Genomic DNA, 14481 nt, shown 5'->3' on the forward strand with positions numbered 1-14481 from the left:
GGCGCCGCCGCGTGAACTGCGTGCCACTAGCGCCCGTTTATCTAAGTGATAGCACTTTAGCAGCCTGCGGCAACCATGAACAGCTTTCGTACGTCGGTTCTGGTGAGGCGGATGGCGGCTCACGGTGGGACGGGTGCTGATTCTCACGCCCGTAAAGGCAGGATCGGCGGCCGTTTGTCATGGCTTCCGGTGTTAGCTTGCGGAGTTGACCTGAGTGAGGAATCTGTGTGCTACGTGAGCACACACGAGCGAAGCGGAGCAGAGCGGACCCATGGGACGAGCGGAAGAACGACGCGCACGACAGCGCGGTGGGCGCCGTGCGGAATCCGGGGGCCGTTCGGCGGGCGGGAACGGCCGGGGCCGGATACGCCGCCTCTTCACCTGGAAGAAGATCCTCGGCACGGCCTTCGGCCTCTGTCTGCTCGGCATGGGCACCTTCATCGTGCTGTACATGCTGATCGACATCCCCGAGGGGAACGCCGACGCCCAGCAGCAGAGCAACGTCTACAAGTACAGCGACGGTTCGATCATGGCCCGCGACGGCGAGGTCAACCGTGAGGTCGTCGACCTGGCGCAGGTCCCCAAGCCGGTCCAGCGGGCGTTCGTCGCCGCCGAGAACAAGACGTTCTACAAGGACGCCGGTGTCGATCTCAAGGGCACGGCGCGCGGTCTGCTCAACACCGTTTCCGGCAAGGGCGCGCAGGGTGGTTCGACGATCACCCAGCAGTACGTGAAGAACTACTACCTGACCCAGGAACAGACGGTCTCGCGCAAGCTCAAAGAGCTCGTCATCTCCCTGAAACTGGACCGGGAGAAGCCCAAGGACTACATCCTCGCCGGCTACATGAACACCAGCTACTACGGCCGTGGCGCCTACGGTGTCCAGGCCGCCTCCCAGGCCTACTACCGCGTCGACGCCGAGGACCTGACCGTCGAGCAGGGCGCCTACCTCGCCGCGCTCCTCCAGGCACCGAGCCAGTACGACTGGGCGGTGGCCTCGGACACCAGCAAGAAGCTCGTCAAGAACCGCTGGAACTACGTCCTCGACAACATGGTCGAGGAGAAGTGGCTGGACGCCGCCGAGCGGTCCGGCATGGAGTTCCCGGTGCCGAAGGACCCCAAGGGCGATCCCGGCCAGGCCGGCCAGGTCGGTTACCTGGTGACCGAGGCCAACGCCGCGCTGAAGCGGCAGCTCGTCGCCGACGGCGCCGCCGCGGACACCAAGGAGGCCGACGCGCTGGTCGAGCTCGGCGGCTGGACCATCACCCTCAACATCGACAAGAAGAAGCAGGAGGCGCTGGAGGAGGCGGTCAGCACCCAGCTCACCGGCAAGCTGGACGCCGAGGAGCGCGAGGTCGACGCCGACATCCAGGCCGGCGCCGTCTCCGTGGACCGGAAGACGGGCGCGGTCGTGGCGCTGTACGGCGGCGTGGACTACCTCAAGCACTTCACGAACAACGCCACCCGCCCCGACTACCAGCCCGCCTCCACCTTCAAGCCGGTGATCCTGGCCGCCGCGGTCGAGGAACAGGCCGAGACGCAGGACGGCCGGCCGATCGTGGCCAACACCGTCTACGACGGCACCAGCAAGCGTCCCGTCATGGACAACGGCACGGAGGTCGGCTTCGCCCCGGAGAACGAGGACGACGCGGACTACGGCGACATCACCGTCCAGACGGCCATGAACAAGTCCGTCAACTCCGTCTTCGCGCAGATGGGCGTCGACGTCGGCATGCCGAAGGTGATGGAGACCGCGGGCAAGCTCGGCATGGACGTCGAGGCCCTGGAGGCGGTGCCCGCCCAGACCCTGGGCTCCATGGGCGCGAGCCCGATGGACATGGCCGCCGTCTACGCCACCCTCGACAACCACGGCAAGCGGACCACCCCGACGATCATCAAGTCGGCCGAGCACCTCAACCGCACCGTCACCATCCCGGACGCGGTCGGCGAGCAGGTCATCAGCCGCGAGGCCGCCGACACGGTGACCTCGGTCCTGACCGGTGTGGTCGACGACGGCACCGCCCGCACGGCGGTCCGGGACAACCCGCTGCGCGACGGCCAGCAGGTCGCCGGCAAGACAGGCACCTCCGACAACAACAAGTCGGCCTGGTTCACCGGCTACACCCCCGACCTGATCACGGCGGTCGGCCTGTTCGGCGAGGACGACGAGCCCCCGCACAAGCAGGTCGAGATGTACGGCGCGGGCGGCGAGCCCCGCGTCAACGGCGGGGGCTTCCCGGCGCAGATCTGGGCCGCGTACACCTTCGGCGTGATGGAGAAGACCAGCAGGTTCGACCTGGAGACCGATCAGGGCGCGGCCGTCACACCGCCCCCGTCCTCGTCGGCGCCCGCGTCGCCCTCGGAGTCACCCACCGAGGAACCGACGACCGAGGAGCCGACCACGCCGGCGCCGACCACCGAGGAACCGACCGAGGAACCGACGACGACCGAGCCCACCACCGGGGAACCGACGACCACCCCACCGACGGACCCGACCTTCACCCCACCCACCATCGAGGTCCCGCCCGATCCGGACGAGACGACGGACGGGGGCCAGTAGAGGGGGGAGCAGAGGGGGAAGCGAACGAAAGGGGCGCCCGGTGACAGGACCGGGCGCCCCCCATTTCGCCGACACCGTTCAGGTGCCGTGGTTCAGTTTCCGTGGTTCAGCTCGAACCACACCACCTTGCCCGTGCTCAGCCGGGTCGCGCCCCAGCGGCGGGCCAGGCGGTTGACCAGGTAGAGGCCGCGACCGCCCTCGTCCGTGGCGCGTGCCTGGCGGAGCCGCGGGAGCTGGGGCACGTCGTCACCGACCTCGCAGCGCAGCACGTCCGTACGCAGCAGCCGCAGCGTGACCGGGCGGGAGGCATACCGCACCGCGTTGGTGACCACCTCGCTGACCAGCAGCTCCACCGAGTCGCTCAGGTCCTCCATGCCCCACCGGGACAGCGCCTTGCGGGCCAGCCGGCGGGCCCGGCCGGGAGCGGCGTCCTCCGGCTCGAGGAACCAGTAGGCCACATCGTTCGGCGCGATCCCGTCGAAGCGGGCGGCGAGCAGCGCGATGTCGTCGTCCCGGTCGCCCGGACCGAGCATGTCGAGCACCTCGTCGCACAGCGCCTCCAGCGGCGGCGGATGGTCCGGGCCGGTCAGCTGGGCGGTCGCGGCGAGCTTGTCGCGCAGCTGGTCGATGCCGGTCCACACGTCCCGCAGCCGGGACTCGACCAGGCCGTCCGTGTAGAGCAGCAGCGTCGCCCCGGCGGGGGCGTCCAACTCGACCGCCTCGAAGTCCACGCCGCCGACGCCGATCGGGGCGCCCGCGGGGACCCGCAGCACCTCGGCCCGCCCGCCCAGGGGGAGCAGGATGGGTGGCGGATGACCGGCGTTGGCGATGGTGATGCGGTGTGCCACCGGGTCGTACACCGCGTACAGGCAGGTCGCCATGCGGTCCGCGCCGAGCCGCTGCGCCTGCTCGTCCAGGTGGTGCAGTACCTCCTGCGGCGGCAGGTCGAGCCCGGCCAGGGTCTGGGCGGTGGTGCGCAGTTGGCCCATGATCGCGGCGGAGGTCATGGAGTGCCCCATGACGTCGCCGACGACCAGCGCGACCCTGCTGCCGGGCAGTGGGATGGCGTCGTACCAGTCACCGCCCACGCGCGCGGTCTCGGCGGCCGGCAGATAGCGGGAGGCCAGCCGCACGCCGGTGCAGCGCGGCAGGTTCTCCGGCAGCATGGTCCGCTGCAACTCGTCCGCGATGTACGCCTCCCGCCCGTACAGCACCGCCTTGTCGATGCCGAGGGCACTGTGCGTGGCGAGCTGGGCGGCGACCAGCAGGTCGTCGGCCTCGAAGGCGACCCGCTCGGGACCGCGCAGGAACAGGGCCGCGCCGATCACCCGGCGCCGGCCGCGCAGCGGTGCGAGGATCGCCCGCTGACCGTCGGGGACGGCCGACTCGGCGCTCTCGCCGAGGAGTTCGGGCAGCGCGGCGCGCGCGGCGGGCGCGTCCGTGAACACCGGCCGTACGCCGCGCAGCACTTCGGCGAGCGCGCTGCCGGGCCGCACCGTGCACCGCTCCGAGCCGATGGAGTCCAGCTCGGAACGCGCGGGCGCGGCGGCCGGCACGAAACCGCCCTCGGTGTCGCGCTCGGCCGGGATCCGGTCGCTGCGCCGCAGCCGCAGCACCAGCGGACCGGTGGGCCGCTCGTCACCGACCGGCAGCGGTTCGCGCAGGTAGACCAGGATGGTGTCGGCGAAGGTGGGCACGGTGGCCCGGCACAGGCCCATCACGATCTCTTCGAGATCGATGCCGCGGGCGATCCGCCGGGTCGCGGCGCCGACGAACCTCAGCCGGTCCCCGTCCCGCCGCATCGGGGTGGGCTTCCCGGGCGGGGTGATCTGACCGGTGCGGCGCTCGAGGCCGTCGGGGACGGGTGCGGAGCGGTCCTGGGACGCCTGCTCCCGGGACCCGCGGTCCTGGTCCCCCCGCTCCTGGCCCCCTCGCTCCTCGGGCGCCCCGCCGGGCGCAGGAGGAGCCGCTACCGGGTGGTCCGCTGCCGGGTGGTCGTGCACGTCGGTCTTCTGTCCTCCGGCCGGCTGGAGCGGGATGCCCTCGGGCGCGGGCCGAGGGCGGTGGGTGTCGGGTTCCTGCCCGGCGTGCGGCTGGGAGTGCTCGGCGCCGGGCCCGGCCGTACCCGACGACGCCAAGGACGTCGGCGAAGCCGGAGACGCCGGCGCGGATGACGGCGGCGATGACGACGATGTCGAGCCGGGCCCGTGTGCCGGCGCCGAGGCAGGCAGGAACGCCCCGTGGGCGTCCGCGGGGGTGGCGCCCGGGTCCGGGCGCTCGTAGGAGGTCGGCTGCTCCGTCACGCGTGTCGAGTCCATCCGTCCGGGGCCACGGCCCGTTTCTCACATTCCCGCCTGCCCCGTGAACGTGAGGCCGGGGACACACGCCGTGCACACCGTACGTCCCGCCGGAACTCCGATACCCAAAACGCATGCCCCAGGAACGGGATCCCCGTGTGGTGAGCGCTTGCTCCTGCGCCGCCTGCCGGCCGTCCCCGGCCCGCACCGGTGTTGCCGTACCCCTCGCTCACGTCCTGCCGCCCCTCGGTGACGTTCGGTCAAGCCCAGCGCGTGTTCCGGGAGTTGCTCTCGCCCGGTGCCTTGCGGAGGACGATCCTACGTTTCCTGACCCGGGGTGCATCAAGAGTCTCATGACGACAGATGCGCGGGCGTGCGGTCCCAGTCCGGTGGCAGTGAAGGTACCGTCCAGGACGGATCCGGGCGCCAGTTCTGCCAGCCGTCCGAGAACGGGGCTCCCCACCGGGAGATCACGGCCACCGCGTCCCGGCCCGCCTCCCGCACCCGGCCGGCCAGCGCGGCGTCCACCAGTCCGTCCCGCTGGGCCTGCGCGAACTCGTCCTCGTCCCGCCAGTGCCAACTGCGGTCCGGATGCACGGAGATGTCCAGGAAGTGATCCTCGGAATCCACCCCGCCGGCCCAACGGGCCAGCGGCTCCTCCAGGTTCACGTACCAGTTCTTGAACCGCCAGTCCTGGTCCCAGAACAGCCACACCGACCAGGGCTCACCGGGCCGGGCCAGCTTCAGCACACCGGTCCCGGTCCAGCGGTCGCGCTGGACCGTACGAGGCTTGGTGTACCGGGTCCGGAGGGGCTCCTGGTGCACGGGAGTGCCGTCGGCGAGCACCGGCCTCACACACTCGGTGCCGGGCGCCATCCACACGGCGAGCAGCTCCGGATCGTCGCGTACGACCGTGACGGGGCGCACGATGTGCAAGCGGGCGCCACCGTTCTCCCGGTAGCGCCACAGCACCTGCGTCCCGGGCGCCCAGCGGCCGTCCGGGCCGGCCGCCGTCCCGGACCGCGGGCCACCCGCCGCCGTGGTGCCGTGCTCGCGCCTCGGGCCGCCCGCTTCCTCGGGTCCTGCCGCTCCGTCCTTTGTCATGGGCAGATATTAGGTGCCTCGGGCACACGCCGCTGCGGTCCCCGTCACGGTTCACCCGAGCGGAACCGCCGCGGACATGACGGGGACACGGCGGAGGCGGGACGGGGTGCCCCGGGGCACGACGGGGACGCGGGTCGGCCGCGACGCGTTACGGACGCGTCATCCGCAGGACGTCCAGGGCCTCGTCGAGCTGCTCCACGGTGAGGTCGCCGCGCTCGACGTACCCGCCCTCCAGGACCACCTGGCGGATGGTGCTCCGCTGTGCCAGCGCCTTCTTGGCGACCTTCGCGGCCTCTTCGTAGCCGATGTACTTGTTGAGCGGGGTGACCACGGACGGCGAGGACTCGGCGTACTCACGGGCGCGCTCGCGGTCGGCCACGATCCCGTCGACCGTACGGTCGGCGAGCAGCCGGCAGGCGTTCGCGAGCAGCCGGATCGACTCCAGGACGTTCTTCGCGATGACGGGCAGCATCACGTTGAGCTCGAAGTTGCCGGCGGCACCCGCGGTGGCGACGGTCGCGTCGTTGCCGACGACCTGCGCGCTCACCATGAGCACGGCCTCCGGGATGACCGGGTTGACCTTGCCGGGCATGATCGAGGAGCCGGGCTGGAGGTCGGGCAGGGCGATCTCGGCGAGGCCGGTGCGGGGCCCCGAGGCCATCCACCGCAGATCGTTGGCGATCTTCGTCAGTCCGACCGCGATCGTCCGCAGCTGGCCGCTGGTCTCCACGATGCCGTCCCGGGCGCCCTGCGCCTCGAAGTGGTCGCGGGCCTCGGTCAGCGGCAGCCCGGTGGCCTCGGCGACCTCCTCGATGACGGCGGCCGAGAACCCGGGCGGGGTGTTGATGCCGGTGCCGACGGCGGTCCCGCCCAGCGGCAGCTCGGCCAGCCGGGGCAGGGAGGCGTGCAGCCGCTCGACCCCGTACCGCACCTGGGCCGCGTACCCGCCGAACTCCTGCCCGAGGGTGACGGGTGTGGCGTCCATCAGGTGCGTACGCCCCGACTTCACCACGTCGGCGAACTCCTCGGCCTTGCGCTCCAGCGAGGCCGCGAGGTGCTCCAGGGCCGGTACGAGGTCCCGGGTGACGGCGGCGGTGGCGGCGATGTGGATCGAGGACGGGAAGACGTCGTTGGACGACTGGGAGGCGTTGACGTGGTCGTTGGGATGCACGGGGCGCCCGAGCCGCTCGGTCGCCAGGGTGGCGATGACCTCGTTGGCGTTCATGTTGGACGAGGTGCCCGAACCCGTCTGGAACACGTCGACGGGGAAGTGCTCGTCCCACTTCCCCCCGGCGACCTCCCCGGCCGCCTCGCCGATCGCCTCGGCGATGTCCTCGTCCAGCACACCGAGGCGCGCGTTCACCTTCGCCGCGGCGCCCTTGATCCGGGCGAGGGCCTCGATGTGGGCGCGTTCGATGCGCTGCCCGGAGACCGGGAAGTTCTCCACGGCGCGCTGCGTCTGGGCGCGCCACTTGGCTTCGGCCGGTACCTTCACCTCTCCCATGGAGTCGTGCTCGATGCGGTAGCGCCGGTCGTCGTCCGTGGTCGTCATCGTCGTACCTCCGAAGGTCCACAGCAGTGGTGCGGACCGGATGTATTCCTGCCGGCTCCTTGCCGGCATTCCGCACGGGTACCCGGAACGGACGCCGCCCCGCCGCGAGGGGCGGCGGGGCGGAGTACCGCGTGGAGACCGCCGTCGGCCGGGAGGCCCGTCCGCGGGGACGCGCTCTCACCGGCCGGGTGCCGCACGCGTCCGCTGCGGGCGCCGGCGCCGGCGCCGGACGGCGTGGTGAGCGTGCGGCCGTGGACCTGCCACACACCGTCGGGCCGGGACCCGGCGGTGTCCCGGCTTCAGGAGACGGCCTGCTGCCAGAGGGTGTAGGCGATACCGTCGGCCGCGCGGTTCAGGCCGGTGGCGTTGATGTTGGTGAGGGTGTCGCAGGACCGGTGGTAGCAGGGGTCGTAGGCGGAACCGGCCGTGCCGCCCCATTTGGTGGCCTGGGCGGAGGTCTTGCGGGCGCTGGCGCCCATCGCGTAGCCGGAGGTGGGGATGCCGGCCTGCTCGAAGGGGTAGTCGTCGCTGCGCCCGGCGCCCTCGGTGTTCTCCTCGGGCCGCACGCTCAGCGAGTCCCAGTACGCCTTCATCGGCGCGGCGGCCGACGAGGTGATGTGGTTGATGAAGTAGCCGCCGTTGGTCGAGGCGACCATGTCGAAGTTGTAGTACGCCCGGATCTGGGAGCGCTGGGTGGAGGACAGTGAACGGACGTAGAACTTCGAGCCGTTGAGGCCCTGCTCCTCGTCGGTCCACCAGGCGAAGCGGACCCGGTTGCGCATGGCCGGGTTCTGCTGGGCCAGGGTCAGGGCGTTCTCCAGGAGTGCGGCCGAGCCGGAGCCGTTGTCGTTCATGCCGGGGCCCGCCGAGACGCTGTCGAGGTGGGCGCCGAACATGTACACGTTGTTCGCGTCGCCCCGCGGCCACTCGGCGATCAGGTTGGGGCCCGCTCCGCTGGTGCAGCCGGAGGTGCAGGGCTGCTCGGTGACGGTGTAACCGGCCGCCTGCAGCTTGCCCTTCACGTAGGCGATCGAGTCGCGGTACCCCTGGGTGGTGGAGCGGCGGGTGCCGCCGTTGCGGCCGGCGATGGTGCTGAGCTCGCTCAGGTGCGCCCGCACCTTCGTCACGTCGACGTCGGGCGCGGCGAGCGCGTTCACGGCGATGGAGGACCGGCCCGTGTCCGCGGGAGCGGCGGCCGCGGCGGGGAGTGTTCCGCAGCCGAGCACGACGGCGAGGGAGAAGCTCGCCACGGCGAATCGTCGTCTCACACTGTCTCCTTAGGGAAGTGGCCGTGGGGTGGGCCACAGGGAGTCCGACATAGCGTGTGCATGTCAGATTGGCGAGAAGACTCACAGCGGAGGTTGAGGGAGTCAACGGAAACGGGGCCCGCGCGGACAGGTTGTCCAAAAAAGGAACATGGCGTCCGCTATCCGGGCGCGCGGCACCCTGCAACAGCCCCCCACGGGCTTTTCCGGGGTCTGCCGTGCAGGCACGCCGGTGTCGAGCCGTCCCCGCCGGCCGAGGGTGAACCGCGGGCGATGGGCCGGCCCCCGGCCCGTCCGGCATTCGAGGGCGGGGCCCGCTCAGGGCCGAAGGAGGGGGTCCGGGGCGCGGCCCCGGAGACGGGACGGGAAGGGGCGGCGGGAGCGGAAACCCTCAACCGCCGCCCCCTCCCCCCCCGAGGCGCTACACCAGCCCCGGCCCCCGCACCGGGATCGACGTGAACGTCGGCTGCTGCGGCGAAGGATCCTGGAAGAAGTCGTTGCCCTTGTCGTCGACGACGACGAACGCCGGGAAGTCCTCGACCTCGATCTTCCAGACCGCCTCCATGCCGAGCTCCTCGTACTCCAGGACCTCGACCTTCTTGATGCAGTCCTGGGCGAGCCGGGCGGCCGGCCCGCCGATCGAGCCGAGGTAGAAGCCGCCGTGCGCGTCGCACGCGTCGGTGACCTGCTTGCTGCGGTTGCCCTTGGCGAGCATCACCTTGGAGCCGCCGGCCGCCTGGAACTGCTCGACGTAGGAGTCCATGCGGCCGGCCGTCGTCGGGCCGAAGGAGCCGGACGCGTAGCCCTCGGGGGTCTTGGCCGGACCGGCGTAGTACACCGGGTGGTCCTTGAGGTACTGCGGCATTCCCTCGCCCGCGTCCAGCCGTTCCTTGATCTTGGCGTGCGCGATGTCGCGGGCGACGACCAGCGGGCCGGTGAGGGAGAGACGGGTCTTGACCGGGTACTTGGTGAGCTCCGCGAGGATGGCGTCCATCGGCTGGTTCAGGTCGATCTGGACGACATCCCGCTCGGTCTCGAGGTGCTCGTCCGTCGTCTCCGGGAGGAACCGCGCGGGGTCACGCTCCAGCCGCTCGAGGAAGACGCCCTCGGCGGTGATCTTCGCGACGGCCTGGCGGTCGGCGGAGCAGGAGACGGCGATCGCGACCGGGCAGGACGCGCCGTGCCGCGGCAGCCGGACCACGCGGACGTCGTGGCAGAAGTACTTGCCGCCGAACTGCGCGCCGATGCCGATCTTCTGGGTCAGCTCGAAGACCTTGTCCTCCAGCTCCTTGTCGCGGAAGCCGTGGCCCAGCGGGGAGCCCTCGGAGGGGATCTCGTCGAGGTAGTGCGCGGAGGCGTACTTCGCGGTCTTCAGCGCGTACTCGGCGGACGTGCCGCCGACGACGATCGCCAGGTGGTACGGCGGACAGGCGGCCGTGCCGAGCGAACGGATCTTCTCCTCCAGGAACTTCATCATGGAGGACTCGTTCAGGACGGCCTTGGTCTCCTGGTAGAGGAAGCTCTTGTTGGCGGAGCCGCCGCCCTTGGCCATGAACAGGAACTTGTAGGCGCCGCCGTCGGTCGCGTACAGCTCGATCTGGGCGGGGAGGTTGGAGCCGGTGTTCTTCTCCTCCCACATGGTCAGGGGCGCCATCTGGGAGTAGCGCAGGTTGAGGTTGTGGTACGCGTCGTAGATGCCCCGGGACAGGGCCTCCTCGTCGCCGCCCTCGGTGAGGACGTTCTGGCCGCGCTTGCCCATGACGATCGCGGTGCCGGTGTCCTGGCACATGGGGAGCACGCCGGCCGCCGCGATGTTGGCGTTCTTCAGCAGGTCCAGGGCGACGAACTTGTCGTTGGACGAGGCCTCGGGGTCGTCGATGATGCGGCGCAGCTGGGCGAGGTGAGCGGGGCGCAGGTAGTGCTGGATGTCGCGGATGGCCTCTTCGGCGAGCTTGCGCAGCGCCTGAGGCTCCACCTTGAGGAAGGTCCGTCCATCGGCCTCGAAGGTGGAGACACCTTCGGAGGTCACCAGCCGGTAGGGCGTGGTGTCCTCTCCCATGGGGAGCAGATCGGCGTACTCGAACTCAGGCATCTCGCCCATTCCTCACTCGACAGGTGGCCGCCCGCCGACGCCGGCGGGCGCCCACCAGCGTAGGACCTGCCGCCGGGGGTGAGCTTGTGAGGTTGTCCTCAGTGGCGGCCGGTCACCGCCTCATGGCGTCCCGCCGGGCCGGTCGGGTCGGTGGGTCCGGTGTGATCCGGTGGGGTCGGCCGGCCCGATGGGGGCCGCCCGGTCGGTTCGGCGGTTCCCGAGTCGTTCACGAGGAGTTCGTGACGGGGGCTAGTCGCGATCTATCGCGTTTGGGTAAGGTGCTGTCGTGGACCTTCAGAAGCACGCCCAGCCGCAGGACAGCGCACCGCGGGCCGCCGAGCTGCGCGTCTCGGACGCCGACCGCGACCGTGTCGCCGACCTTCTGCGCGAGGCCCTCGCCGAGGGCAGGCTGTCCCCCGAGGAGCACGCCGAGCGCGTCGAGGGCGTGCTGGCGGCCAAGACCGCCGGAGAGCTCGAGGTGTTCGTCCGGGATCTGCCGGGCGCCCACCAGCGGCGCGCGGCCCCTGCCTCGGCGCCCAGCCGGCCCACCGCGGGCGCCATCCCGATGGACCCCGACGACAATGTGGTGGCGGTCTTCAGTGCCGCCACCCGCAAGGGCCGCTGGCGGGCCGGTCGCCGCATCCATGTGTACGCGGTCTTCGGCAATGTCGAGATAGACCTCAGCGAGGCGATCTTCGAACATCAGCAGGTCATGATCAAGGCCTTCGCGGTCTTCGGCAACGTCGAGGTCCGCGTCCCGGAGAACGTGTCGCTGCGCGGCATAGGCGGTGGTGTCCTCGGCAACTTCGAGGTGGCCTCGCTGGACTCCGAGGACCCCGAGGCCCCGGTGGTCTACGTGGACGGCTGGGCGGTGCTGAGCAATGTCGAGGCGCGGCCCAAGCGGGGCAAGCTGGTGGCGGACATCCTCGACCGGGTGCAGCGCTCGGTGGACAAGGGTCTGGGCAAGCGCCAGGGCCGTTGACGCTGGTGGAGCGGGGCGGGCGGAGGCGCTGGAACGGAGGCGCTCCGTCCGTGCGGCGGGGAGGCGGCGTGGGACGAATTCCGTTGCCGGAGGCGGCGGTTCGGGACTCAGTGCATAGGCGCACGCACAGCGGGTAAGCCTTGCTGCATCGTCTCTCGCTCGCGAAGCCGTCGTCAGGAGTAGACCCGTGCCGCAACCGCCGCATTCGTCCCTGCAGGTAGCTGCCGTTCCGGCCCAGCGGGTGCCGACGCGCGACAGGGACCAGGACGCGCCCTGGCACACCGAGGCGGTGTGCCGACGCGACGAGGCAGGACTGTTCTTCGCCCCGTCGAAGGAGCCCACGGCCGCCAGGCTCTCCCGTGAGGAGGCCGCCAAGCGGGTCTGCGCCCGCTGTCCGGTGATGGTCGAGTGCAGGGAGCACGCCCTGCTCCAGCCCGAGCCCTACGGCGTCTGGGGCGGCCTGACCGCCGCCGAGCGCCGCGTGGTCCTAGCCCGACGCCGTCGCCGGGACGTGGAACTCCAGAAGGCGGCCCGCACCGACGGCTCCATAGCGGCGGCAGGCTGACCAGCCCCCGGAACCCGGCGCGAGGCACGTTTCCGCCCCGGGGCGACTCACCGGGGGCGCGGGGAACCACGCGACCCGTACTGCACGAGGGGCGCGTTCCCGACCAGGGGGCGACTCGACAGCGGCGCGGGGAACCGCGCGACGCCCCCTGCACGGGGGCGCCCGTCCCGCACCGTGTGCACCGTGTGTCGCAAGGGGCGCGGGGCCGCGCCGGGCCACAGTGGACCCGCACCGTCCGACGCGACCCCGGTGACCCACGGACCGCACACCCGTGGGCCGCCCGCACAGCCTTCGGCGAACCCGGCGGAGCTACTTGGCCCGGTCGAAGTCCACCGCGCTGTACGCACGCAGCTTGCTCAACCGGTGCTCGGAGTCGATCCGCCGCACCGTGCCCGACTTGGACCGCATCACGATGGAGTCGGTCGTGGCGGTCTCGGACCGGTACCGCACCCCGCGCAGCAGCTCGCCGTCGGTGATGCCGGTGGCCACGAAGAAGACGTTCTCGCCGGAGACCAGGTCGCCGTCGGTCAGTACCCGGTCGAGGTCGTGCCCCGCGTCGATCGCGCGCTGCCGCTCCGCGTCGTCCTGCGGCCACAGCTTGCCCTGGAGGGTGCCGCCGAGGCACTTCACGGCACAGGCCGAGATGATGCCCTCGGGGGTGCCGCCGATGCCGAGCAGCAGGTCGATTCCGGTGCCCTCGCGCAGGGCGAGGATCGAGCCGGCCACGTCACCGTCGGAGATCAGCTTGATGCGTGCCCCGGTCTCCCGGATCTCCTTGATGATGCCCTCGTGCCGAGGCCGGTCGAGGATCACCACCGTGACGTCCTCGGGGGTGACCCGCTTGGCCTTGGCGACCCGGCGGATGTTCACGGCCACCGGTGCGTCGATGTCGACGAAGTCGGCGGCCTCGGGCCCGGTGACCAGCTTGTCCATGTAGAACACGGCCGAGGGGTCGAACATCGAGCCGCGTTCGGCGGCGGCCAGTACGGCGATCGCGTTGGTCATGCCCTTGGCGGTCAGTGTGGTGCCGTCGATGGGGTCGACGGCGATGTCGCACTCGGGCCCGGTCCCGTCGCCCACGCGCTCCCCGTTGAAGAGCATCGGGGCCTCGTCCTTCTCGCCCTCGCCGATGACGACGACGCCGTTCATCGAGACGGTGGAGACGAGGGTGCGCATGGCGCGTACCGCGGCACCGTCGGCGCCGTTCTTGTCACCGCGCCCGACCCAGCGCCCGGCGGCCATCGCGGCGGCCTCGGTGACCCGGACGAGTTCCAGGGCGAGGTTGCGGTCGGGAGCTTCGGAGGGCACATCGAGTTCGGACGGCAATTGATGGTGTTCGGTCATCGGAGCGCACCTTTCTGTACGACGACGGCCGGATGAGGGTGTTGCGCCCGACTCTAGCGCCGGGCCGACAAAATGAGCAGGGGACCCCACGGATGAGCGGGCGAGGCACCTGCGACGATAGGGGCGTGGCAGGAACGAACAGCACGCAGAAGTCGGCTCGGGACATGATTCTTTCCCTGAGCCTCATCTTGCTCGTCGCGGGAGTGATCTGGCTGTTCATCCCGCACGACGACGGCGAGCCCGACCTCAAGCGGCTCGACTACCGCGTCGACCTGCTCACCGCGCGCCGCGCCGCCGTCTACCCGGTGGCCGCGCCCGAGGGTCTGTCCGAGGCGTGGAAGCCCACCTCCGTTCGTTTCCAGGGCGAGGAGTTCGATGCCTGGCATCTCGGCTACCGAGCCCCCGACGGGGAGTACGTGGCGGTCGAGCAGTCGACTCAGAAGCCGGTGGTCTTCATCGAGAACGAGACCCAGGGCGCGGAGAAGACCGGGAAGACGCAGCAGATCGCCGGCAAGACCTGGGCCCGGTACGAGGGCGGTCAGTACGACGCGCTGGTGCTCGAGGACGAGGGCTCGACCACGGTGGTGACGGGCACGGCGTCCTTCGCCCGGCTGACGGAGATGGCCGAGGCTCTGCGCACCGCATCCGCCGACTGACCGGTTCACGACGACCGGTCCACGACGGTCGGTTCACGACGGTCGGTATACGGCAGGCGTACGG

General features: G+C 71.0%; 10 protein-coding genes. 4 read left to right on the forward strand and 6 right to left on the reverse strand.

The window, feature by feature from the left end; genetic code table 11:
- The first annotated feature begins 271 nt into the window (after positions 1-271).
- Entirely contained in the window at positions 272-2560 is a 2289-nt protein-coding gene (locus ACFP2V_RS01820; RefSeq protein WP_381204492.1) for a transglycosylase domain-containing protein, read from the forward strand.
- 92 nt (positions 2561-2652) lie between these two features.
- Here the strand turns inward: ACFP2V_RS01820 and ACFP2V_RS01825 are convergent, their stop codons facing one another.
- The 5 genes from ACFP2V_RS01825 to ACFP2V_RS01845 all read right to left on the reverse strand — a co-directional run bounded on the left by ACFP2V_RS01825 (position 2653) and on the right by ACFP2V_RS01845 (position 10870).
- Entirely contained in the window at positions 2653-4698 is a 2046-nt protein-coding gene (locus tag ACFP2V_RS01825) for a SpoIIE family protein phosphatase (RefSeq protein ID WP_381204493.1), read from the reverse strand.
- A gap of 510 nt (positions 4699-5208) precedes the next feature.
- Complete coding sequence (fomD, locus tag ACFP2V_RS01830; RefSeq protein ID WP_381204494.1) at positions 5209-5961, reverse strand: cytidylyl-2-hydroxypropylphosphonate hydrolase; 753 nt, start codon at positions 5959-5961, stop codon at positions 5209-5211.
- A 148-nt stretch (positions 5962-6109) separates the two neighbouring features.
- Positions 6110-7513 carry a class II fumarate hydratase gene (locus ACFP2V_RS01835; RefSeq protein WP_381204495.1) on the reverse strand — a complete coding sequence of 468 codons (1404 nt, stop codon included), beginning with the start codon at positions 7511-7513 and terminating at the stop codon, positions 6110-6112.
- Between the two features lie 299 nt (positions 7514-7812).
- Positions 7813-8781: a M28 family metallopeptidase gene (locus ACFP2V_RS01840; protein ID WP_381204496.1), complete on the reverse strand. Its 969-nt coding sequence runs from the start codon at positions 8779-8781 to the stop codon at positions 7813-7815.
- Positions 8782-9199: 418 nt separating this feature from the next.
- The gene (locus tag ACFP2V_RS01845; protein ID WP_381204497.1) at positions 9200-10870 is read right to left on the reverse strand and encodes a fumarate hydratase; all 1671 of its coding nucleotides are present in this window, start codon (positions 10868-10870) and stop codon (positions 9200-9202) included.
- A gap of 286 nt (positions 10871-11156) precedes the next feature.
- Here ACFP2V_RS01845 and ACFP2V_RS01850 point away from each other — a divergent pair, with 286 nt between their 5' ends.
- Entirely contained in the window at positions 11157-11852 is a 696-nt protein-coding gene (locus ACFP2V_RS01850; protein ID WP_381204498.1) for a DUF1707 SHOCT-like domain-containing protein, read from the forward strand.
- Positions 11853-12039: 187 nt separating this feature from the next.
- Positions 12040-12417 (forward strand): WhiB family transcriptional regulator, encoded by a 378-nt coding sequence (locus ACFP2V_RS01855; RefSeq protein WP_381204499.1) that lies wholly within the window; start codon positions 12040-12042, stop codon positions 12415-12417.
- Between the two features lie 309 nt (positions 12418-12726).
- Here ACFP2V_RS01855 and glpX read toward each other — a convergent pair whose 3' ends face one another.
- Positions 12727-13761, reverse strand: coding sequence for a class II fructose-bisphosphatase (glpX, locus tag ACFP2V_RS01860; protein WP_381204500.1), 1035 nt, complete (start codon positions 13759-13761; stop codon positions 12727-12729).
- A gap of 125 nt (positions 13762-13886) precedes the next feature.
- Between glpX and ACFP2V_RS01865 the strand changes: the two genes are divergently transcribed.
- A complete protein-coding gene (locus tag ACFP2V_RS01865; RefSeq protein ID WP_381204501.1) occupies positions 13887-14417 on the forward strand; it encodes a DUF4245 domain-containing protein in 531 nt (176 codons plus the stop codon).
- The last annotated feature ends 64 nt before the right edge of the window (positions 14418-14481 follow it).

Origin of the sequence: Streptomyces incanus, assembly GCF_042656345.1 — a bacterium.
Lineage (GTDB): Bacteria > Actinomycetota > Actinomycetes > Streptomycetales > Streptomycetaceae > Streptomyces > Streptomyces incanus.

What these genes read in the sequence shown, in the direction of transcription:
- ACFP2V_RS01820 (WP_381204492.1), top strand. Translation starts at nt 272, where the DNA reads ATGGGACGAGCGGAAGAACGACGCGCACGACAGCGCGGTGGGCGCCGT.
- fomD (WP_381204494.1), bottom strand. Translation starts at nt 5,961, where the DNA reads ATGACAAAGGACGGAGCGGCAGGACCCGAGGAAGCGGGCGGCCCGAGG.
- ACFP2V_RS01835 (WP_381204495.1), bottom strand. Translation starts at nt 7,513, where the DNA reads ATGACGACCACGGACGACGACCGGCGCTACCGCATCGAGCACGACTCC.
- ACFP2V_RS01845 (WP_381204497.1), bottom strand. Translation starts at nt 10,870, where the DNA reads ATGCCTGAGTTCGAGTACGCCGATCTGCTCCCCATGGGAGAGGACACC.
- glpX (WP_381204500.1), bottom strand. Translation starts at nt 13,761, where the DNA reads ATGACCGAACACCATCAATTGCCGTCCGAACTCGATGTGCCCTCCGAA.